This window comes from Taibaiella soli (genome assembly GCF_003236175.1).
GTDB lineage: Bacteria > Bacteroidota > Bacteroidia > Chitinophagales > Chitinophagaceae > QKTW01.
The window spans coordinates 32,267-53,647 of sequence record NZ_QKTW01000018.1 but is presented as its reverse complement, the minus strand read 5'-3'; the positions used below and the strand labels follow the sequence as shown (position 1 = coordinate 53,647).

The window sequence follows — 21,381 nt, the reverse complement described above, 5'->3', positions numbered from 1 at the left end:
ACGGTTAAAAGATAGAATTATTTTCCGACAGCTTTGAGCTTTTTGATCATTTCTACCGGATCTGGCGCGGAGAACACCGTGTTTCCTGCTACCAGGGCATCGGCACCCGCTTTTACCAAAATCGGCGCATTTTCCAGCGTCACACCACCATCTACTTCAATAACGGTATCAATACCGCGATCTTCGATCATTTTACGCAGCTGGCGGATTTTCTGAATTGAGTGATCAATAAATTTTTGTCCACCGAAACCAGGATTGACACTCATGATCAGAACGAGATCCAAATCGCACAAAATATCATCCAGCATATGCACTGGCGTGTGCGGATTCAGGGCAACACCCGCTTTCATACCAGCAGCTTTGATCGCCTGAATGTTGCGATGAAGATGCGTAGACGCTTCCAGGTGAACGGTCAGGATATCAGCGCCTGCTTTCGCAAATTCGGTGATGTATTTTTCTGGTTCTACGATCATCAGATGCACATCGAATGTTTTTTTCGCTGCTTTTTTCATCTGAGAAATGATAGACATACCATAGCTGATGTTCGGTACAAAACGTCCGTCCATCACATCCAGGTGAAACCAATCGGCTTCGCTGTTGTTTACCATTTCAATGTCGCGGCCCAGGTTCAGAAAATCCGCTGATAGTATAGAAGGTGCAATAATTGGCATTGTATATTGGAGATTTAAGATTTAAAATTTGTGATTGTTTGAGTAAAAGTCAAAAATGGTGAATGATGAATGGTCAATGGTCAATGGTCAATCTCGTGTCATCCTGAGCGGTCAATTCCCCTTCTGTGTCATTCTGAGCGGTCAATTTCCCCGCTGTGTCATCCTGAGCGGAGTCGAAGGATAAATGCGGGCTTCGACTCCGCTCAGCCTGACAAATGAGTTGTGAATTGTCAATTGTGCGTCCCGTTTGGTCACTGTCAACTGTCAATTGCCTAGACGTTTGAGCGCCGCAGTCGCATCTTTATAGTCTTTATCAAACACCAGCGCTTGTTTGTAATCAGCAATGGCTTCTTGTTTTTGTCCCAGTTTTTCATGGCATTTCCCACGATTATAATACGCATCCGGATCGTTTGGTGTGATTTTAGTCACGAGGTCAAACTGACGCAATGCTTTCTCGGTGGAATCTTGCTGCATCAAAACGAAGCCCATATTAAAATACGCATTGGCATACTGATTATCGCGAAGCACACAAGCTTTATACATTTCCTTGGCGGCTTCCATATTGTTCAGCTCCTGATAAAAAACGCCTTTTGCATAAAGTGGGAAAACATCTGATGTATCCAGTTTGAATGCGTTATCATAATACTTGATCGCAATCTGATCATGCTTGGCTGCATAGATCGTTCCCAGCTGAATAATTGCGTCGCGATAATCCGGTGCAACCTGGAGTGCTGTCTGATAGCTGGAGATTGCTTTTGATGTGTCTTTCAGATCCTGATAAATACGTCCTTTCAGGAAATACGCTTCCGGGTTATACACATCCTGACGCAATACAGTATTAATCTCGTCAAATGCGCCTGGATATTCTTTCAGAAACAACAACAATTTGGCAAATTTCAGGTGCGCACGCGGATCTTTCGGATTCAGTTGCATGGCCTTTTGCAGCCAGGGACGAGAACCGGAAATATCTTTGTGCTCAAACATCAGACTACCAACAGCGCTAAAATATTCGGCCTTGGTAGAGTCCAGTTTTGCCGCCTGTTGAAAATCTTTGATGGCAAAAGTATCCAGCTGCAGACGTACGAGTACATTACCACGCTGATAATACAGTTTGGCGTTTTTTGGATCACTGGCAATCTGATCAGTCAGGTCTTTCACGCCCGGACGCTCATAAACTGCATCCACGGCAGTAGTACTGGTTTTCTTCCCTTTATCATTACAAGCAAAAAGGAAAGAAGCTCCCGCAATAAGTATTACTATGTATTTTAATTTTCCGCCTAACATGTGGCAAACTTAATTTAAAAAGTATCAAGTATTTAGTATCAAGCCTCCTCTAACTCCTCCAAAGGAGGAGAACGCTCATAGCGAGTCGCATTATGCAGACTCATTTTTCGCAAAATGTTTTTCTTTGCGATGACCGTTTTTGTCACCCATTCTATTAATAATTGACAGCTACTCGTGTTTGGAATCCTCTCCTTTGGAGGAGTTAGAGGAGGCCAAATCACTATTCACCATTCACGTCTTCCGCCTTGGGCGATCTCAGCTCCACTGGTTTTGAACTACGTTTCCTCAGCTTCATATTCAGGATTTCCACGATAAACGAAAATGCCATGGCAAAATAGATATAACCTTTCGGAATTTCCTGATGGTGCAGCGGCTTCAGACCTTCGAAGAAAAGCGTAAAACCAACCAATACCAGGAATGAAAGCGCCAGCATCTGCAGCGTAGGATGTTTATGAATGAAATCGGAGATTTTTCCCGAAAACAAAAACATAATAAACATCGCTATTACAACGGCCAGAATCATTACCTCGAGATGCTTTGCAAGTCCGACTGCGGTAATCATACTATCAAACGAAAACACGAGATCGATTACCATAATTTGCACTACAGCGGCCATTAGAGTGACGCCCACCACTTTCTTCTCCTGTTTTTCTTCTGCTTCATGTTCATCGCCTTCCAGTTTATGATGTATTTCGGAAACGGTCTTAAACAAAAGGAAAATACCACCGATAATCTGTACAAATTCCCCGAGTTCAAATTTATAACCGACGATATTAAACGAAAGCGGGTTATGCATCAGCCAGCCAAGACCTACCAGCAGCAACACACGAATGGCAATACCGGTAAACATCCATATTTTCCGTGCGGCACCTTGCTTCTCTTTCGGCAGACGGCCCATTACGATGGACACAAAGATTACGTTGTCGATGCCAAGTACAATTTCCAGCAGCGCAAGGGTTACAAGACTGATGAGCGCATCAGGCGTCAATAAATAACTCATTTATTTTTTTACAGCTTTTAAAATTCCTTTACAAATATTGGACGCAATAGCCGGACCTTCATAAATAAAGCCCGTGTAAACCTGCACCAATGATGCACCGGCGTTTAGTTTTTCTAATGCATCTTCTGCTGTAAAAATACCACCTACGGCGATGATCGGAATGTTACCATTACTTTTCTGGCTGATATAGCGAATCACTTCAGTAGCACGTTCGCGCAATGGTTTTCCGCTAAGCCCGCCTGCACCAATCGACTCAACCTTTTGCTGATCGCTGGTAAGACCAGAGCGGTCAATGGTTGTATTTGTAGCTACCAGACCCGCAATTTTAGTACTGGTCACAATTTCAATAATATCGTCGAGCTGTTCATTCGTCAAGTCCGGAGCGATTTTCAACGCAATTGGTTTGGGTTTACCCAATTCCTGGTTGATCACCTGCAGACGATTCAGGATTTCCATCAACGGGCCTTTATCCTGTAAAGCACGCAGCCCAGGTGTATTCGGACTGCTCACATTCACCACAAAATAATCTACGGTATCATACAAAGCACGGAAACCTGCTTCATAATCCTTGATCGCATCTTCGTTGGGAGTGTCTTTGTTCTTCCCGATGTTCCCACCGATCACAATTTTTTCCTTACGATTGCGTAAACGTTCAGCGGCAGCGGCAGCGCCATCGTTGTTAAACCCCATCCGGTTGATCACGGCCTTATCTTCCGGAAGACGGAACAAACGCGGTTTTGGATTACCCGGTTGCGAACGCGGCGTTACCGTTCCGATTTCTATAAAACCGAAACCAAGACAAGCCAGCGGATCAGAAAATCTGGCATCTTTATCAAAACCGGCCGCAAGTCCTACAGGATTTGGAAAACGAATTCCCCAGAGCGTACGCTCCAGCACCGGGCTTTCAACCACAAAATTTTTACGCAGCCAGTTGCGCATCATCGGTTGACCATACGCGAAAGTGAGGCGACGCATTGCCCAATAATGTATTTTTTCCGGGTCAACGCGAAAAAGGATGTTTCTGATTAAATTGTACATTGGGCCCAAAGATACTAAGACTGCTTTTAACCTTTTTTAACAAAAAGCGATTCTACTCTTGAAATCGAAAATGTAATTTTATCGGACATATGTATAAATACATCGCCGGCTGGCTTGGTTTATTGTTTTTCCTTTTTTGTTCCTATGCTCATGCCCAACAAGTTCACGGCAGCATAATGGACTACGATTCCAGACAACCGATAGCAGGTGCCACCATACAGAATATATTTACCAACACAATGGTAACCGCCGATAGCCTCGGCAATTTCGCCGTAACGCTGGAGCAGGGCCAGCTTATTCTTTTTTATAAAAGCGGCTATAAAGTAGAAAAACTCCGTGTTCCGGCCGGATCCATTCCTCCTTATTTTAAAATTTTCCTGAAACAGGCACCTGTAGAATTACCGGAATACCTGGTAAAAAACAAGACAAAAGACTGGAAAGAAGACAGTATCAAACTACACGAACTGTATAAACACGAGCTGGAATATGCGAAAATGAGCACCGCTCAGAAGATGAATCACCCATTCTCGGCCATGAGCAAATACAGTCAGCAAATCTGGGCCTTCCAGGATGATTTCTCCGATTTTGAGAAAGAAAAATATATCGATTACGTATTTAACAGCCAGGTGGTTAAGCGATTTACCGGCCTTTCCGGCGACAGCGTGAAAGTATATCTGAAGAATTTCCGGCCTTCTTACGACCAGCTTCGCGGCATGACGGACTACGACTTCTACTCGTTCATAATGAACTCAGTGAAGGCTTATCGTTCGGGCGTTGTTAACCCACGCAGATCAATACCACGCGGCGCTCAATAATCCAGGCTTTCAAATTTTATTTGGCTGAAAGAGAAAACAGCCTACCTTTGTACTGTAATAATTAAAATTACAGAATGAACAACGGACGATTTGCAACTTCTATTCACATCCTGACATTGCTAGAGCAGGCAGGAGAAGAATTGCTGTCATCCGAGTATCTCGCCTCCAGCATTAACATCAATCCAGTATTAGTACGCAAAGAAGTGAGCAATCTCCGAAACCATGGTCTGGTGGCGACGAAAGAAGGAAAAAACGGCGGTAGCTATTTGGCAAAACCTGCCGCTCAGATAAAGCTTGCAGACGTTTACAAAGCTGTCAGAAACGAATCCCTGCTAGGTTATAATAAAAATGAACCAAATCCTGCCTGCCCGGTGGGCCGACAGATCAATCAGCATTTAGACGAATTGTACGATATAGCCGAACTGGCAGTACTGCAAAAGCTGGGTAATATTACCCTGGCTGAATTTTGCCATCGGTTCAAATAATTTTTTTAACCAAAACTGTAACATTTTTAATTACATTAAATATGACCGATCACTTTAACCATTTAACGAATTAACCTTTTACCAATTAAACACATTGCACACATTCAACACATTTAATCACATTATTTATTAACTTAATAAAAATAAAATCCAATGAAGGTAGCACTTATCGGAGCCAGCGGTTTTGTAGGCTCAGCACTTTTAAGCGAACTGCAACGCCGCGGTCATGAAATCACAGCTATTACACGTCATCCGGAAAACGTGAAATCATTGCCTGATGTTGCTGCTGTAAAAGCAGATGTTTTTAATGAAGATGAACTCGCAAATGCATTGAAAGGAAATGATGCGATCATCAGTGCTTACAATCCCGGTTGGACGAATCCCAACATCTACGAGGACTTTATGAAAGGCGCGCGTTCTATTGAAAACGCAGCGAAAAAGTCTGGTGTAAGCCGCATCATAATTATTGGCGGAGCGGGCAGTCTGGAAATAGCACCTGGAGTGCAACTGGTAGATACACCGCAATTTCCGGCGGAATACAAACAAGGCGCTCTCGGTGCACGTGATTACCTGGCACATATCCGCAATGAAGAAAACCTCGACTGGACGTTTTTCAGCCCGGCGATTTTAATGAACCCAGCCATCACCGAAGGCCGGACCGGTCGCTATAGAACTGGTCGCGACAATCCGGTGTTTGACGAAAAAGGGGAAAGCCGTCTTTCTGTAGAAGATCTTTCTGTGGCAATTGTAGATGCGCTGGAAAAAAATACGTTTATCAAACAACGCTTTACTGCAGCTTATTAATTGTTGCTGCGAAGATTGATAGTAGCAAAGCCGCACCGAAGATATCCGGAGCGACTTTAAGTTTTATAACTGAACCACTTTACAGGGAGTCATTTATTTTTTTCAGAATGTTGATATAACCATTGAGCATACCTCGGCTAATCTGATACGGGTATCTTTCATAGATCGCATTATCTTCATTGATGGTAATGTGCTTGTTGAAATCTTCATCGGCCTGATTCATCAATAAATAAGCGTCTTTGAATTTTTTCAAGCCAATCAGGCAACGCGCTTTGTAATATTCTGCATCCGAGAAATGAGGATATCGTTCCAGACTCTGGTCGAAATAGGCAATGGCTTTCGAATATTGGTTATTTTCAAAACAAGCAACTCCACTGTAAAATGTGCGCAGTGGGTGCACCCAATCTTTTCCCATGTTCTTTAATTGTTCTTCAACACAACCCTCTAAATAAATCTGAGCGCTGTCGAAATGATTTAGCTGCAAATGGCACAGTCCGATGTAAAAATTATAAGGATGGTCCATTACGCCGGAGTTCCCGTTTACGTTCTTTGCTTCCCAAAAATCATCCAATGCACTGACATAATCTTTTTGAAAAATACATTTCATAAACGCGCGGTAATCGATATAGCTTCTTCTGTCATACTTCACAGCGCTATCAAGAAAACGCATGCCAGCCTGATACTTCATCTTTTTGAAATAAGGCATTCCTTTTTGCTGCCACAGATAAGCTTCTTGCGGTAGAAAAAGTAAAGCACTGTCTACATAGATTTGCCAACTTTCCGAATAATAAGGGAACAGCCATGCGCCTTGCTCTAAATAATTATGCAAAATGGAGTCCTTATATTTGTCGCTCTTTTGGAGCGCTTGTTCAGGTAGTGACTGTGCTTGAGTACAAGCCATGCAAATTACCATAGAAACACAAGTAAGTATACGCCCATAAATCGCTTTCATGAAAATAATTTTGTTTCGTTTAGTAAATTATATGCCGAAAAATCAAAAAGATAACTCTGGTTCGAGAAGTCAGAACCCCTGATGTAATGTTTATATTTTTTTAAAATACGATCATATCCCGACTGAAACATATCGAAGTATTCAAACCCTTTTTCCGTTAGGATTCGACCGTTATGCATATGCGCTAAATCCCTTCTAAATTTATCCATGTAAAAACAAAGCCTCCCAATAGCCTCTTGTTTAAGATTTGCAGACTTTTGTTCCTGTTCAATAAATTTATCTAAGCAAAAAACAATCGTCGTGTAGGTAAAAAGTCCATGAAAACAACCATAAATATCTCTCGTTTCCCAATCGATCCGATTGAATTCACGTAGCGGTGTTCCAACGGCATGTTTCAAAAAAATATCCGATGGTAAGGACAATGCATAAAATAAAACATGTCCGCATTGGTGGGCTATGTCATCAATAAAAAAAACTTCGGTAGGCATTTTGCGACAGACATTAATAAATGCTGTACCATAATAGGAATATGACGCTCTGGAATATTGAGTGGCACTATTAAATAAAATTAGTTCTCTGTTCGTACGCTCCAAAAAACTAGTAAAATCACCGACCGTTGTTTTCATTTTCCTCCAGGCAACATTTATTGTCGAAGTAAACCTTTCCGTCGTGTTTAACACCTGTTCTGAGATATCCGTTCCATTATCAAGAAAAAGAAATTCCGGTTGATTAATCGCTAACCGAATATTCGAACCTTCTAAAAATTTCGGAGCTAATATTTTTACGTCCACCACTAAATTAGACTCTTTCAAATAAGGAACGCCTTGCTCTTTGTCCCAAAATAGCCTGCCACGCTTCCTTGGCTCCCAAACAATGTACCCATAATTCGGCAATACTACGATTCCACCGGAATCAGCAATTACCTCAACATTCGATGGTCGTTTATTAGGATGCATGTATCCCCATAATAGTTGTAACAACGAGGGAGATTCTCCCCCCAAATTTTTGTTTAAAAAATAGGAGAACAACGACGGTTCAAGAAAAATCTCGTCACTCTCGATATCAATAAATTCAAAGATGGATTCATTCTCTTCAAACAAAAGAGTTCGAATTGTATTAGCAAATTCAATTAGATTGTTTTCCAAAAAAGAAATATCAACTTCAAAATCTAATATCATAAGAAAAAAGAAGAATGGTTGATTAAAGGCAATTTCAACGAAAGGATTCTATCAAATTTTGCTCTTAATCAACCAAAAGGTTAACAATCAATTCAAGATTTTCATCATTCTCTGAAACATTTCAATCTCAGAAGTTTTCTTTTCTTCTTCATGACAATTCTTAGCTGTCAAACCTCCGCGTATCGCGTTTATGTTGGTGACTACGTTTTGTGAGAATTGTTGCTTTTTCAAATCCTCGATTGACAATCTTTTTGCGCCTTTCATTTTTTTAGTTTTGACGGTAAGAAAATAGTATTAGTCAATTGAACTATCATTTTTCGTGCCAAATCACACAATCAAATGGATATAAAGACAAATACCACCATCAAATTCGGAGTGACAATTCCAAACTTGGCTCCGTTAGCACGATTGCTGAAAACGATTTTTTTCAAAAAAATAGCTGCCTGAAAACAGACAGCTATTTCTTGTTTATTACGACTTAACTATTTACCTTTTTTTCCCTATCAACACAACTCCAGCGCCTGCAAAATATCATTCAACACATCATCTCTATGTTCTAATCCTACCGAAATACGAATCAGCCCAGGAGTAATGTTCACGGCTTGACGCTCCGCTTCGGTGAGCTTGGCGTGCGTTGTACTTGCAGGATGTGATGCGATGCTGCGTGTATCGCCGAGATTGGCTGTGAGGGAGAGCATTTTTAATGCATCTAAAAATTTACGCCCGCTGTCTAATCCACCGGCAAGTTCAAAACAAACGATACCACCGCCGCTTTGCATTTGCTTCCTGGCAATCGCATATTGCGGATGCGAAGGCAGAAAAGGATATTTTAACCAGCTGATCTTCGGATGATTTTCTAATTTTTCTGCGAGATAAAAAGCATTGTTGCTGTGGCGTTCCATGCGCACGTCGAGCGTCTCCAGACTTTTGCTTAACACCCAAGCATTAAATGGCGACAACGACGGACCTGTGCTTCTGCAAAACAGATAAATATCTTTGATCAGATCTTTTCTTCCGGCAATCACACCACCCAATACGCGTCCCTGCCCGTCGATCCATTTGGTAGCTGAATGTACCACCAGATCTGCACCATATTGAATGGGCGTTTGAATCACCGGTGTTGCGAAGCAGTTGTCTACATTCAAAATAAGATTGTGTTCTTTCGCCAGCCTACCTACCATTTCCAGATCTACGAGATCCAAACCCGGATTGGTGGGTGTCTCGATGTAAATCATTTTGGTGTTCGGCTTAATTGCCGCGGCCCATTCTCCCGGCTTATCTGCGCTAACATAACTATATTCAATACCGTATTTCGGCAAATACTTTGTGATGATGGTGTGCGTACTTCCGAAAATGGAATTACAGGCCAGTAAATGATCGCCTTGTTTCAGCAATGCCATGAACGATGCAAACACTGCACTCATACCTGACGCTGTCGCAAACGCTGCTTCTGCGCCTTCGAGCGCGCAAATTTTATCGGTAAATTCCTGCACATTCGGATTACTGAAACGGCTGTAAATATTATCGTCGGTTTCATCGGCAAATGCAGCGCGCATGTCTTCTGCATTATCAAAACAAAAACTGCTCGTGAGGAACATCGGCGTTGCGTGCTCCATTTCATTGGTACGCTCGGTTTGGATACGGATAGCTTTGGTGGTTGGATGCATGTTTTTGTGAGTTGTCAGTTGTGAATTGTGAGTGCTTTTTTGTGAGTGGTCAGTTGTCAGTTGTGAGTTGCTCGTAGAGTTTTGCACCATTGATACCCGATAATTACGGACAACTCACAACTCACTATTCACAGCTCACATCCGGAGTTCCCACGTAATCGCCGCGCCTGCTCTTCTCAAGGTTTCGGCAACGGAACAATATTTGTCGATGGATAGCGTGATTGCTTGTTTGGCTTTTGACTCATCGAGATTATTGCCGCCGAGCTCGAAGATGATGTGGATTTTTTCCCAAAGCGCCGGGATTTTATCTGCTTCACGCTGCCCCTTAATAATCATCTTAAAATGAGTCAGCTCCTGGCGTTGTTTTTTCATGATAGAAACCACATCGATACCACTACAACCGCCAAGACCCATCAATAGCGTTTGCATCGGACGTGCGCCGTAGTTCTTTCCACCGCTATCATCGCTGGTATCCATTTTAATAACATGACCGGCTTCATCTTTGGCATCAAAGCCGAAATCGGCCATAGTCCGCACTATTTCTATCGTGTTCATATGAAAAATCCTTTTTACAAATGTAAGCGGATTTCAGAACCATGGCATAGAAGCTTTCAGCTTTATACTTTAAGCTTTCAGCTAATTTTTTACCTTGCGGCATTAAATCCCAACAATGACGGAGTCATTTTCGTACAACCAGCCATTTCCGCTTGAATGCGGCACGGTTCTTCCTTCCCTTAAAATCGCTTATTGCACTTATGGCGCATTAAACGCCGAAAAAAACAATGCCATATGGGTTTGCCACGCACTCACAGCTAATGCTGATGTAGCCGATTGGTGGCCGGGAATGATTGGAGCCGGTTGCGCGATTGACCCCGCCGAACATTTCATCATCTGTGCCAATATCCTGGGTTCTGCATATGGTTCCACAGGCCCGCTAGATGTGAATCCGATTACCAAACAAGCGTATTTACACAGTTTTCCTACTATTACCATTCGGGATATGGTGCGTGCGCATGATTTGCTGCGAAAGGAACTGGGCATCGAAAAAATAAAATTACTCGTAGGCGGCAGCATGGGCGGGTATCAGGCGATGGAATGGGCTGTAATGAATCCTGATTTGGCAGAACGTCTGTTCCTCCTGGCGACTTCTCCTGCAGAAAGCGCCTGGGGCATTGCTATTCATACAGCACAAAGGCTGGCTATTGAAGCAGACGTCAGCTGGAATGCCAATACTCCGGAAGCTGGCAGCAAAGGGTTGAAGGCCGCACGTGCAATTGGCATGCTTACCTATCGTAATTATGAGCTGATGGTAGCACAACAGACGGATGAAGACAACGAAAAAATTGAGGATTTCAAGGCATCTTCTTACATCAATTACCAGGGCGATAAACTAACAAAGCGCTTCAACGCTTACAGCTATTGGTATCTGACCAAAGCAATGGATTCACACAATATTGCCCGCGGCCGGAAACAATCGATAGAAGGGGTTTTACAGACGATCAAAACACCTACGTTACTGATAGGTATCAGCAGTGATATTCTTTGCCCAGTACAAGAACAAAAATTTATCGCGGCGCATTTACCTAATTGCCGCTTGGAAATTATTGACTCCAGTTACGGCCATGACGGTTTTTTAGTCGAAGCAGAAAAAATTTCGGTAAAACTTCGTGAATGGTTAACCTGGTAAAGTGGCAGCCGTTGATACATCACTCTTGTTAAAGCCCCCTTGTCGTCTGTCACTTTTTTCCTGAAAAAAAAGTAACCAAAAATTCAAGGCTTAAGGAAACTATGGCTAATCCCTACACTTCGTTCAGGACGACGAAGGCATACAGCTGTTGCGGGGAGGTACAACGTGGCAATCTGAAGCTTACTATTTGGCGTCATTACTATGCCAGGAAAATCTATAGTCATACCTAACAATTCTTATAGCCATCATAATTGCTTTACGCAGTCTGCATTTCATTTCTTAACGCCGAGTTTCCTTAGGCCGAGTGTGTTGCGTAAGCACCCTCATACAGTAAGATAAAATGAGGAAAAGCGTTATGCTTTTAGCTTTGCGCTTTTAGCTATTTTTAAGAAAAATCCGCACCATGAAACTGTTGAAAAGCTTATTCACCTTTTGTCTGTGTTTCTATCTTTTTACCTTCAGTAAAAATGTGTCGGGAAGTGTACTCAAAGCGGGTTTTGACATTGAGGAATACAAAGAGTTACTAAAGGTTTCTGCACGACAATTGGACACGCCATGGAAAATGAAAATACCCGATCCGCAATATTTTCAGTGGACTTACCGGTCGCCCGTCAATGGATTAGACAATCGTTGGGATCTCTGGATTCACAAGTCGGAAAAGGTAGCCGTATTAAGCGTTCGTGGCACTACCGCACACATGGTAAGCTGGCTCGAAAACTTTTACGCAGCAATGGTTCCTGCAAAAGGCGATCTGCAACTTTCAAATACTCAAAAATTCCATTACGAATTAGCGGATAATCCGAAAGCTGCTGTACATGTAGGCTGGCTGATTGGTATGGCTTCCATTTGTCAGACAATGATTCCGAAAGTGGATTCCTGTTACAAAGCGGGCATTCACGATTTCATCATTATGGGTCACAGTCAGGGCGGCGCTATCGCATTCCTGCTACGCTCCTACTTCGATTATCTGCGACGAACGAAACAATTACCTCAGGATATTACCATCAAAACTTACTGTAGTGCAGCACCGAAACCAGGCAATCTGTACTACGCTTATGACTATGATCACCTGACCCGCAGCGGTTGGGGCTTTACGGTTTTGAATACAGAGGACTGGGTGCCAGAAACGCCGCTGACCTTACAGACGGTTCATGATTTTAATACGGTCAATCCATTTACCGACGCGCAAAAATTGATTAAGAAACAAAAATTCCCGGTCAATCTTGTTTTCAATATTGGCTACAAACGCTTGAGAAATCCGGGCTATAAATTATTGCGACGTTATAAAAAATACCTGGGTGATATGATGTACAAACAGGCGATTAAAACGATGACGGAAATGCAAAAGCCGCCATTCTACAACAGCTTCTGTTACATGCCTGCGGGAACGATTATCGTACTAAAAGCAGACGCTGAATACTTCAGGCATTTCCCCGACAGCAAAACAAATGTATTCGCGCATCATTTTATGGACCCGTATTTGTACCTGGCGGAACGGTACGTTCCTTAAAGTCAAAAGTCAAAAGTCAAAAAAAAGTGTAGATACGTTTGCCATCCTAGCAGAGACCAAATGTGCCGGAATCCCATATTACGCGGGATGTCTCCTTCCGTCGACATGACAGTGTGGTTATGCAATTCAACTACATTATGAATACTCTACGCAAGCAAGTGACGACTCACCGCTCATCAAGCCGAAGCGTGCGTTGGGAGTTCTCCTCCTTCGGAGGAGCTAGAGGAGGCTTCGTCTTCCATCATTGCCTGTTCCACTATCGTTGTGGGTAACTTCTTCTGGGTATTTAAACGCAGCTGTTTCATCTGTTCTGCCTGACTAATCAGATTTCCTTTACCACGTGAAAGTTGTTTAAACGCATCTTGCCACACATCATGTGCCCGGTCAATCTGCGTTCCTACTTTTTCAAAATTGTCAACAAAGCTTACCAGCTTCTCATAAATCTTCACCGCACGATCTGCAATATTTTGCGCGTTCTTGTTCACGCCATCGCGTTGCCAAAGATCATTGACCAGCTTCATAGCAGCAATCAGATTCGTAGGACTAATCAACAGCACACGTTTGTGATATGCATATTGCCAAAGATCAGGCTCTGCCTGCATTACAGTAATATAAGCAGCTTCCACAGGAACGAACATCATTACAAAATCCAGTGCATTATTAAACTCATGATAAGATTTTGCACTCAATCCGTCGATATGCGCTTTTACAGAACGAATCATCAGCGTGAGGTTCTGTTGTTGCTCTGTTTCGTTTTTCGATTGAATATAACTTTCGTAGTGTACCAGTGATACTTTCGCATCAATGATAATAACACGTTGATCAGGATATTTAATAACAACATCCGGCTGAATGATTTGACCAGAATCATTTTGCGAACGTTCCTGAACAAAATAATGCACATTCTTTTGCAAACCGGTGTGTTCCAGAATCCGCTCCAGGATCATTTCGCCCCAGTTACCCTGTTGTTTCACATTCCCGCGAAGCGCCTGTGTGAGGCTGTTGGCCTGTTCAGACAATGTTTGGTTGAGACCAACCATTTGTTTGATTTGCTCGCGCAAAGAAATCCGTTCGTCTGATTCGGTTTTGATTTTGGATTCAAACTCTTGTTTGAAGTTTTGAATGTTTTCCTTCAACGGATCCAGAATAATTTTCAGACTGCTCTCCTGCTGCTGTGCAAAACGTTCTGCTTTTTCCTCAAGAATATTATTCGCCAGTATTTTGAATTGCGCTTCAAAACGCTGACCTATATTTTCAATTTCCTGTGCCTGTGTTTCCAGTTTTTCTTGTTTAAAATCCAGCATGGCATCCAGTTTCGCGATCGTTTTGTTTGCCTCCTGCAATTGCCCTGTTATCGCATCTTTCGATTGCTGCGTATCTTTCAGTTGTTGTCTTATTTCATCTACCGCAGCTGCATTCACAACATTTTTCGACTGCATAGACCTGGCAATAATCCAACCCAGTAAAATACCAATCATCAAAGCAGCGACTATCAATCCATAACCAATCATAATCCTCGTTATTTCCTGTAAAGATGCTATTTTCTAATATTTTATTTAAACAATTCCTGCTCGTCCGTATAGTAAGTTTTGCGACCTCCGGCAACCTTTTGATGAATCTTTGCACCATCCGGACTTTCTGTTTTGCTGGCATTGTGAATCACCATAAAATCGCGCACTTCGCCGCTGATGATATCAGGGTTTGATTTCAGGATCTGCTTTTCGGCGTGCTCCAAAACCTTTCTGATGGAATGATACAATTCCTCCACTTGTTCCTCTGGAATTTTGCTGCAAATAGAAAACGGCGAAATACGGGCATCCCAGAGAATTTCATCGGCATACGCATTACCGATGCCGCGTAAATTATGCTGATCTAACAAAAAATTTTTGATCGTTGCTTTAGTGGATGCTAGTTGATCTCTGAAATAAGAAAGCGTCACTGAGGTTGCCAATGCATCCGGCGCGTCCGGTTCTTCGGGATTTAACCGAATATTCGCCAGACCTTGATAATCGGCCATCGTAAACTTAGTATCGTCATCAAATGTAATTGTTACAACAGCGCTTTTATGCTCTTTATCATCTACAAATAACTGCCCACGCAACATGAGATGTAAAGCAACGACAGTTCCATCTTTCGTTGTAAAATAAAGTTCTTTACCATCACGCACTATTTTTTTAAACGTCTGATGTTTTAGTGCCTTTTCAAAATCAGCATGTGTAGCATTTAATTTCTTTGCAGAATGGATCTCAATATTCCTGATTGTTTTTCCTTTCAGCTTCTTTTGCAGATTGTGGCTGAAGGCCGATAAATCCGGTAATTCTGGCATAGTGAAAGTGTTTGTATAAAGGTAGGCTAATTCGGCAATTCGATAATTTGGCAATGGTAATTTGAAAATGTAAAAATGAAATGTGGGAATGTGTTGAATGTGGTAAATGTGCGGAACCCACGTTACACTAGGCGAGTGTTAATATAGCGAAGACATAAACTGGCGCGAGAGTTAGCGTTGCGCTCTCGTGTCGAAACCCGAATGCAGTCTCTGACTGCCTCTTTAATACACGCTACGATTTCATTAATTTCATGCCAATGAACAATAGCCACAAACAGCAACTTACCCTATTTCGACAACGCATTCCGGTCGGAATTAAAGAAGGTCTGCTGATACTGGAAGCTGTTGATGGTGACGTTAAAAAAGCTGTAGCATAGCGCCAGAACGAGATTGCAGATATCATTGTCAAGGAAACGGGTGTAACAATAGGTATTGCACTCAAGCATCTTTCAGAAAACGGATTTGATATGGATCGAGCGTTGCTCGCTATCAACGAAGAACACTTTACGATCACCGAACGAATCCTAAAAAAATACCAACACAATAAAGAAGAAGCCTTACAAAAGATCGCCTATACCATTGAAACGATTGAAAATCTACCGAAGCATTTCTTTATTTATTTCAGAGGTTTAGAGCAATTAAATCCGGCACAAAAATGTGTCGTCGCAATAACGGGTTGGCTTGACTTTGAAGCGGGAGAAAATCTGTATTACGCCATTGGACATCATTTCAGCATCGTCATAGAGCAAATCGACAAACATCTGATGATTCCAGAAATGGCTACAATATTAAACGCTGCTGCAGAAATTAATCAGGAACAGGATAAAGAACAAGAGCGATTATTTCAGGAAAGAAAAGCAAGATCCAGCACACCTGAATTCAAATTTTATGAAAATCGTTTTTATGCTTTAAGACCGAAACTTATTGAAGTGCTTCATAAGTTTGTCGTAGACAACATTAATCTGTTTCCATAGAATACACACGGGTGCTGGCATCACGCTCGTGCTGCAGTCAGAGACTGCATATAAGTTTCGACACGAGAGCGCTACGCTAACTCTCGCGCCAGTTTTGACTTTTGAATTTTGAATTTCTAACGATCCACAATCCTAAACACCAGCTTCAATCCCGACCAATCTTCATCAACAGCACAAACTTTCACATCTACCAAACCTATAGCCAGCGCAGTATCACGAATCATGTTTTCTGTAAGCTCTGTAGGCTTCCCAGCACTTTTTTTGTACCAGGATATCCAGATCATTCCGTTCTTCTTAATCTGCGTTTTTAACTTCGGCAATTGCTTTTTCAACTCAGCGAATGAGTTCGTAAACAGGTGAATAAAATCGAGTTCTTTACTACCCTCTTTTTTAAAAATCAATTGATCATAGATATCGGCTGTGAGCACTGCATAATCTTCCGGCGCGTGCATAATACAAACTTCGAGGCCTGCCTTAAGTCCAAGTTTTTTTGAAAGTGAATTTGAAGAATAACCCGCCATTCCCCGGAGAAAATTTGATCTGATTAAAGTTAAAACTTTTAGACAGCCTAAGGAGTATTCTCTGCGAGACTCTCTTCAGGGATGGGTAAAATAAAAAAGCCGATAAGAATAATCTTATCGGCTTTGTGTGGAAGCACACGGATTCGAACCGCGGACCCTCTGCTTGTAAGGCAGATGCTCTGAACCAGCTGAGCTATGCTTCCTCAATAACAAGAACTAAAAAAATAAGTGGAAGCACACGGATTCGAACCGCGGACCCTCTGCTTGTAAGGCAGATGCTCTGAACCAGCTGAGCTATGCTTCCTTTTTAAGACCTTTTCCCGAGCAACCTCCGTTGTTTTGGGATTGCAAAGATACGCACGGTTCTCATTTCTCCAAACCTTTTTCAGAAAGTCTTCAAAAAAAATATTCACTAATATAAAGTTTATCAGCGTCAGCTAATTGTACGAATCACGGTAGCCAAGGGAAATCGCAAGAAAATTTGCAATCAGATTGGACGAAATACGAAAGCAATTGACGAACAAATTTTGAGCTGGCTCCTTTACTATTATTATTTTCGCGCTGTAAAAACAATACTATGCAAGAGAATTGGCAAGAGATGATCGAGGCTGCGTTCGCAAACAGAGAATTATTGAAAGAACTTGATCACGAAGACAACGTTCGTCACGTGATTGAAGAAGTAGACAAAGGTCGCCTGCGTGTAGCTGTAAAAGGTGAAGACGGCAACTGGCAGGTGCAGGAAACTGTGAAAAAAGCGATCCTGATGTATTTCGGTATCCAGACGATGCAGACATGGCAGGCAGGCCCGATGGAGTTTTATGACAAGATGCTCCTGAAAAGCAACTATGCCGATCTCGGCGTACGTGCGGTGCCATCTGCAGTAGCTCGTTACGGCGCATTCATTGGTCGTAATGTAGTATTGATGCCTTCTTACGTAAACATTGGTGCTTATGTAGATGAAGGAACAATGGTTGATACATGGGCTACCGTTGGTTCTTGCGCACAAATCGGCAAACATGTACACCTGAGTGGCGGTGTTGGTATCGGTGGTGTACTGGAGCCGTTGCAAGCTGGTCCGGTAATCATCGAAGACGGTTGCTTTATTGGTTCCCGTTGTATCGTAGTTGAAGGCGTGATCGTAGAGAAAGAAGCAGTATTGGGTGCAAACGTAGTGCTCACTGCCAGCACAAAAATCATTGACGTGAGCGGCAGCGAACCTGTAGAGTACAAAGGTCGCATCCCTGCACGCAGCGTGGTAATTCCGGGAAGCTACACCAAGAAATTCCCTGCGGGCGAATACCAGGTAGGTTGTGCACTGATCATTGGTCAGCGTAAGGCTTCTACCGATCTGAAAACAAGCCTTAATGATGCGCTGAGAGATTTCAACGTATCTGTATAAAATTTAAAGGCCGAACTTGCTTGCATTAACTGAGCCAACTCATGAATACTATATTACTGGCTATCGATTGGCATTTTATTGATAATCGCATCGGAGGAGAGCGCATCGCAAATCTCCTCTGGTGTGCTGGTATTATACTGGCTGCATTTTTACTAAAAAAGCCCCTCACCAAAGCACTTACTTTTATTACTTCTAAGCTTACAGCCCGGTTTAATACTCAGCGCCGTAATCGTGAACTGGAAGAAACCATCCGCAAACCACTGGGGGCATTGCTGCAAACAATTTTGTTTTATGTAGCAATCAGCCAGATGGGCATTTTACTGAATCATCTGGTTTTACATCGTTATAAAGACGACAGTAAACTGGAAATCACACTGAGCGATGTAGCGGATCATGTTTTCCTGTTTTTTACGATCCTGTTCGTTACGCAGTTTATTGTACGTCTGCTTGATTTCTTCTTTCAGCTTTCGTTGGAAAAAGCACAAACGGAACACAATCGCGAGCGCCAGCAGCTGTTGCCACTCATGAGGGAAGTAACGAAAATGTTTGCCTGGACCATGAGTTTCTTCTGGATACTGGGCAGCGTTTTTCATGTCAATATTCCCGCGCTGATTACGGGTCTCGGTATTGGTGGTGTGGCCATCGCACTCGCTGCGAAAGAAAGTGTAGAAAACTTCTTCGCCGCTTTTACGTTGCTTTCAGACAAACCTTTTCAAACAGGCGACTCTATAAAAATGGGCGAACTGGAAGGTGTGATTGAAAGTATTGGTTTCCGTAGTACACGTTTGCGACATGCAGATGGTTCTGTATTTGTAATTCCCAACAAAAATCTGGTTTCACAAACGCTCGAAAACCAAACACAGCGCAATATGCGTCGCGTACGCGTACCTATTGCAGTGCGCTATCGCTTAGCTCCGGGTGACTTGTCTAAAATGATCAGTGAGCTAAAAGAAATGGTCACGAAAACCGCGCAGGTTCTGGATCCTGTAGAGGTAAATGTGGAAACATTTGGTGAAAATTCCTTTCAGGTGATGGTCATATACCATCTTCCCTATCCACTCACCGGCACCACACTCAATACGGTGAAGCAAGAAATCAATCTGCAGCTTTTCGACATTGTAGATCGATATACGGGGCCGAAACCATCCAGCAAAGCCTGATTCAATTGACAGCGGGCAACGTTCCTATTTTTTTTCATTTCTTTTTGTCACCGGCAGAGTCTCTCCGGTTTAGCTTCGTTGCGTCGCACATTGCAACGACAGTACCAAATTAAGCAGCTCATTTTAATATTCTGTGCAGACCATGCTACGTCTCCAGATAATTATGAAAGCTCAGAACGCCCGATTCAATCTGGGCAAAAACTAATAGACATGGGGGTCCTGCGCAATACTCGCGGAAGCATAGAAAGCGCTTTAATAAACAATCAGTTTTTTAAACATAGGCTTCCCATCTTCTAACCGGTAAATGTTCAGAACATAAGTACCACGTGCAACTGAAGGAAGTTGCAATGAATTGACCGAAGAACTTGCAGCGTAAATCTCCTTTCCCTCGATAGTGTAAACAACTACCCAATATTGTCCCTGCTCTGGAAACGTAATATTAAAACGACCATCAGGACTAGGATTAGGGTAGACTTTAAAGTCCAGGCCTTCTTCAGTATTGATTGTATTCGGTAACGCGGCACTACTACTATCCACTTTCCTGTAAAAGCTACTCTCAGCACCTCCATTAATCACTATGGCACCGATGTTCAATTCTGATGAACCTGAAGCATTATAGCTGAAACCATCGCCTATTATAATTTCTTTTCCAACGATAGCAACTTGCCAGAAATCCGTCCCGCCAGGATATACTACCGGCAAAGTAAACCCGCTTATCGTGCATTGATCTCCTTTTAGATAAGAGGTTTTTATGCTCTTTTTAGCAGGACCGGTTTCTGCTGCACCGGTGATATCCGAAACACTGCTTATCGTTCGCTTCAGGCTGTAAGGCTCAATACTAGTCTTATTATCAACCAATACAGATTTACGATACAGACCATTGCTGATAATTTCATTGCTGTCTCTATTTTTCCAACAGTGGCGTTTTATTTCTTGTTCAATAACATTCATTTTGGTAAACACGACATTATTGGAATAACTAAGCGTTTGAAATGTAATTTGGTCGAATAGACTGATAGGTTGTCGTATTGACACTAACACCCCGCGTACATATCCAGCATTTGAAGGAGCAAGAGGCCGCTTGATAATTGGCCCACCTGAGCTTCCTTCACCCGCGCCAAAAGGAGACGCTGTCGTTGCCTCTATAACCGAAGCTCCCAATCCGAATACGTTAACAGAATAGTTGTCCTGAATACGTTGTGGTTGTGTGTATGGGTGATTAAGCGAATAGTAGTTGTCTGTCGTCCAGTTATTATCTTCAAAGCCATACCCTAATGTCGCGTAAGAAGATTCCGTTAATTGTCGTTTGTCAAGTAAAATCAATGCAATATCGGGCTGTATTTTCAGCAGGTCGTTTGGGTCGTAACGGTAAGCCACCAATTCTCCGCCTGTGATGTAACTTTTGGAAAAACCGGGTATCGGTCGCGCAAGCGTATAATTAATACCGCCAATGCTTGCCAGGGAGTCTTTGCCAAGATAATTCATCAGCAGTGCATGCATCCCGCTAAATGGCCCGAGTGCAACATTGCCACTGGGAAAAAAAGAAGAAATCTGGTGTCCGGTCAGGCACGCACATATCGTATCATCATCACGAAAAGTATTTATCAGAAACATCGTACCGGTACTTAGTTGATTCTGTCCGATGTTTCTAACATGAAAAATGGTGGCTTTACTGGCTGTGTCGGATCCTGTTGGTACGCCCGAATTCGCCGGATCATAGAATTTAAAATAACCAGGAAAAGATTCCCTTTGAGCTGCCGCGATTACCGGCAGAATAACAAATAAAAATAAAAGCAGCAGATTGCTTCGCATCTGTCCCTTTACATCTGCTTTAAAAACCAGCAACTTTTTTACAATAAAGCTTTTTCTCATTTCTCATTTAATTTCGTCCCGCTGACAATGCATTAGCG

20 protein-coding genes and 2 tRNA genes are annotated in these 21,381 nt (G+C 42.5%); 8 read left to right on the top strand and 14 right to left on the bottom strand.

What is annotated here, in order from left to right; genetic code table 11:
• Positions 1 to 17 precede the first annotated feature (17 nt).
• The 4 genes from rpe to DN068_RS13165 all read right to left on the bottom strand — a co-directional run bounded on the left by rpe (position 18) and on the right by DN068_RS13165 (position 3,993).
• The gene (rpe, locus tag DN068_RS13180) at positions 18 to 671 is read right to left on the bottom strand and encodes a ribulose-phosphate 3-epimerase (RefSeq protein ID WP_110999400.1); all 654 of its coding nucleotides are present in this window, start codon (positions 669 to 671) and stop codon (positions 18 to 20) included.
• A 264-nt stretch (positions 672 to 935) separates the two neighbouring features.
• On the bottom strand, positions 936 to 1,955 hold the full coding sequence (locus tag DN068_RS13175; RefSeq protein ID WP_110999399.1) for a tetratricopeptide repeat protein: 1,020 nt from the start codon (positions 1,953 to 1,955) through the stop codon (positions 936 to 938).
• Positions 1,956 to 2,175: 220 nt separating this feature from the next.
• A complete protein-coding gene (locus DN068_RS13170) occupies positions 2,176 to 2,955 on the bottom strand; it encodes a TerC family protein (RefSeq protein ID WP_110999398.1) in 780 nt (259 codons plus the stop codon).
• The gene (locus tag DN068_RS13165; RefSeq protein WP_110999397.1) at positions 2,956 to 3,993 is read right to left on the bottom strand and encodes a quinone-dependent dihydroorotate dehydrogenase; all 1,038 of its coding nucleotides are present in this window, start codon (positions 3,991 to 3,993) and stop codon (positions 2,956 to 2,958) included.
• Positions 3,994 to 4,082: 89 nt separating this feature from the next.
• Here DN068_RS13165 and DN068_RS13160 point away from each other — a divergent pair, with 89 nt between their 5' ends.
• From DN068_RS13160 to DN068_RS13150, 3 genes are all read left to right on the top strand, one after another.
• Entirely contained in the window at positions 4,083 to 4,808 is a 726-nt protein-coding gene (locus tag DN068_RS13160; protein ID WP_110999396.1) for a peptidase associated/transthyretin-like domain-containing protein, read from the top strand.
• A 74-nt stretch (positions 4,809 to 4,882) separates the two neighbouring features.
• Positions 4,883 to 5,293, top strand: coding sequence for an RrF2 family transcriptional regulator (locus DN068_RS13155; protein ID WP_110999395.1), 411 nt, complete (start codon positions 4,883 to 4,885; stop codon positions 5,291 to 5,293).
• A gap of 153 nt (positions 5,294 to 5,446) precedes the next feature.
• The gene (locus tag DN068_RS13150) at positions 5,447 to 6,097 is read left to right on the top strand and encodes an NAD(P)-dependent oxidoreductase (protein ID WP_110999394.1); all 651 of its coding nucleotides are present in this window, start codon (positions 5,447 to 5,449) and stop codon (positions 6,095 to 6,097) included.
• 79 nt (positions 6,098 to 6,176) lie between these two features.
• On the opposite strand, the gene DN068_RS13145 is transcribed toward DN068_RS13150, so the two are convergent.
• The 4 genes from DN068_RS13145 to DN068_RS13130 form a co-directional block, all read right to left on the bottom strand.
• Positions 6,177 to 7,049: a tetratricopeptide repeat protein gene (locus DN068_RS13145; RefSeq protein ID WP_110999393.1), complete on the bottom strand. Its 873-nt coding sequence runs from the start codon at positions 7,047 to 7,049 to the stop codon at positions 6,177 to 6,179.
• Positions 7,046 to 8,227: a hypothetical protein gene (locus DN068_RS13140; protein WP_110999392.1), complete on the bottom strand. Its 1,182-nt coding sequence runs from the start codon at positions 8,225 to 8,227 to the stop codon at positions 7,046 to 7,048. Before DN068_RS13140 ends, DN068_RS13145 begins: the two co-directional genes overlap by 4 nt.
• Positions 8,228 to 8,730: 503 nt before the next feature.
• On the bottom strand, positions 8,731 to 9,894 hold the full coding sequence (locus tag DN068_RS13135) for a trans-sulfuration enzyme family protein (RefSeq protein WP_110999567.1): 1,164 nt from the start codon (positions 9,892 to 9,894) through the stop codon (positions 8,731 to 8,733).
• Positions 9,895 to 10,029: 135 nt separating this feature from the next.
• Positions 10,030 to 10,449, bottom strand: a complete 420-nt coding sequence (locus DN068_RS13130; protein ID WP_110999391.1) for an OsmC family protein — start codon at positions 10,447 to 10,449, stop codon at positions 10,030 to 10,032.
• A 115-nt stretch (positions 10,450 to 10,564) separates the two neighbouring features.
• Here DN068_RS13130 and metX point away from each other — a divergent pair, with 115 nt between their 5' ends.
• Together metX and DN068_RS13120 are read left to right on the top strand one after the other, a co-directional pair.
• Positions 10,565 to 11,581: a homoserine O-acetyltransferase MetX gene (gene metX / locus DN068_RS13125; protein ID WP_110999390.1), complete on the top strand. Its 1,017-nt coding sequence runs from the start codon at positions 10,565 to 10,567 to the stop codon at positions 11,579 to 11,581.
• Positions 11,582 to 11,984: 403 nt separating this feature from the next.
• Positions 11,985 to 13,091, top strand: a complete 1,107-nt coding sequence (locus DN068_RS13120; RefSeq protein ID WP_110999389.1) for a lipase family protein — start codon at positions 11,985 to 11,987, stop codon at positions 13,089 to 13,091.
• A 176-nt stretch (positions 13,092 to 13,267) separates the two neighbouring features.
• On the opposite strand, the gene rmuC is transcribed toward DN068_RS13120, so the two are convergent.
• Positions 13,268 to 14,602: a DNA recombination protein RmuC gene (gene rmuC / locus DN068_RS13115; protein ID WP_110999388.1), complete on the bottom strand. Its 1,335-nt coding sequence runs from the start codon at positions 14,600 to 14,602 to the stop codon at positions 13,268 to 13,270.
• Positions 14,603 to 14,643: 41 nt separating this feature from the next.
• Positions 14,644 to 15,417 (bottom strand): DNA-formamidopyrimidine glycosylase family protein, encoded by a 774-nt coding sequence (locus DN068_RS13110; RefSeq protein ID WP_110999387.1) that lies wholly within the window; start codon positions 15,415 to 15,417, stop codon positions 14,644 to 14,646.
• Positions 15,418 to 15,884: 467 nt separating this feature from the next.
• Here DN068_RS13110 and DN068_RS13105 point away from each other — a divergent pair, with 467 nt between their 5' ends.
• Entirely contained in the window at positions 15,885 to 16,391 is a 507-nt protein-coding gene (locus DN068_RS13105) for a hypothetical protein (RefSeq protein ID WP_110999386.1), read from the top strand.
• Positions 16,392 to 16,507: 116 nt separating this feature from the next.
• Here DN068_RS13105 and DN068_RS13100 read toward each other — a convergent pair whose 3' ends face one another.
• The 3 genes from DN068_RS13100 to DN068_RS13090 form a co-directional block, all read right to left on the bottom strand.
• Complete coding sequence (locus tag DN068_RS13100) at positions 16,508 to 16,912, bottom strand: DUF3052 family protein (protein WP_110999385.1); 405 nt, start codon at positions 16,910 to 16,912, stop codon at positions 16,508 to 16,510.
• A gap of 128 nt (positions 16,913 to 17,040) precedes the next feature.
• A tRNA-Val gene (locus tag DN068_RS13095) sits at positions 17,041 to 17,115 on the bottom strand.
• Positions 17,116 to 17,141: 26 nt separating this feature from the next.
• A tRNA-Val gene (locus DN068_RS13090) sits at positions 17,142 to 17,216 on the bottom strand.
• Positions 17,217 to 17,489: 273 nt separating this feature from the next.
• Here DN068_RS13090 and DN068_RS13085 point away from each other — a divergent pair.
• Together DN068_RS13085 and DN068_RS13080 are read left to right on the top strand one after the other, a co-directional pair.
• Positions 17,490 to 18,311 carry a 2,3,4,5-tetrahydropyridine-2,6-dicarboxylate N-succinyltransferase gene (locus tag DN068_RS13085; protein WP_110999384.1) on the top strand — a complete coding sequence of 274 codons (822 nt, stop codon included), beginning with the start codon at positions 17,490 to 17,492 and terminating at the stop codon, positions 18,309 to 18,311.
• A 41-nt stretch (positions 18,312 to 18,352) separates the two neighbouring features.
• On the top strand, positions 18,353 to 19,471 hold the full coding sequence (locus DN068_RS13080) for a mechanosensitive ion channel family protein (protein WP_110999383.1): 1,119 nt from the start codon (positions 18,353 to 18,355) through the stop codon (positions 19,469 to 19,471).
• 252 nt (positions 19,472 to 19,723) lie between these two features.
• Here the strand turns inward: DN068_RS13080 and DN068_RS13075 are convergent, their stop codons facing one another.
• The gene (locus DN068_RS13075) at positions 19,724 to 21,343 is read right to left on the bottom strand and encodes a T9SS type A sorting domain-containing protein (RefSeq protein ID WP_110999382.1); all 1,620 of its coding nucleotides are present in this window, start codon (positions 21,341 to 21,343) and stop codon (positions 19,724 to 19,726) included.
• Positions 21,344 to 21,381 lie beyond the last annotated feature (38 nt).